This is a genomic window from Pseudomonas sp. FFUP_PS_473 (genome assembly GCF_002858665.1).
GTDB lineage: Bacteria > Pseudomonadota > Gammaproteobacteria > Pseudomonadales > Pseudomonadaceae > Aquipseudomonas > Aquipseudomonas defluvii.
This window is the reverse complement of record NZ_PJQQ01000107.1, coordinates 1-615: the sequence shown is the minus strand read 5'-3', so window position 1 is coordinate 615 and position 615 is coordinate 1. Positions and strand designations below refer to the sequence as shown.

The 615-nt window shown below is 59.7% G+C and carries 2 protein-coding genes; both read left to right on the top strand.

Features of this window, described 5'->3' with window-relative positions:
• The coding region (locus CYD26_RS25170; RefSeq protein ID WP_218197073.1) for a hypothetical protein at positions 1-465 on the top strand (465 nt) is incomplete at its 5' end.
• Positions 462-590, top strand: a complete 129-nt coding sequence (locus tag CYD26_RS25680) for a hypothetical protein (RefSeq protein ID WP_256588079.1) — start codon at positions 462-464, stop codon at positions 588-590. The genes CYD26_RS25170 and CYD26_RS25680, both read left to right, overlap by 4 nt.
• The last annotated feature ends 25 nt before the right edge of the window (positions 591-615 follow it).

Below are 615 nucleotides of genomic sequence, written 5' to 3'. Positions count from 1 at the left end.
CTGGCCTGTGCGAAGTTTTTGTCGCTCAAGGAAGCGACGCTCACTGAGGTACATGCGTTGTTGATGGTGACGAGTGAAGGTGCTGGCTCAGTGCAGAACGAACCGCTTAACGACCCTGCGAAACGGCGTATCCAGCTGTGGGGGTATGAGCTGGTCCACGACGGTGTCGGCTGGTCCTGGCGCTACACGGCGGACAGCATGAAGCAGTGGCGTACCCGTATTCACAAGGCGATCGCAGTCGACAACCAGGCGCAGTTGCTGACGATCGTGCGCAGTCTCTTCCGCTCAGCCGGTTTCCGGTTGGTGCGCAAACAGATAGGTGAGCTGGTAAATTATCTGAGAGGAGAATGGCGGCGGCTACGTAAAGGTGAACTGCCGGCTCTTCCCACGTTTCTGCCGTACATCAAGCGACTGCCCGACGACTGGCTACCGGTGCCCAGGGCTACCGGAGTGGAGCAACCATGAACGCATTCATGCAGGAATTCACCAAGACCGCCCGTGAGGCCCCGCGGCTGTACTTTGCACCGCTGGTTTGGGTTGCGCGGCGAATCAAGCGCATCGTCCGCCCTGCCCCTGTGAAGCGAGGCTGAGTTCGAAGCTTACGGGCGTTCCCTG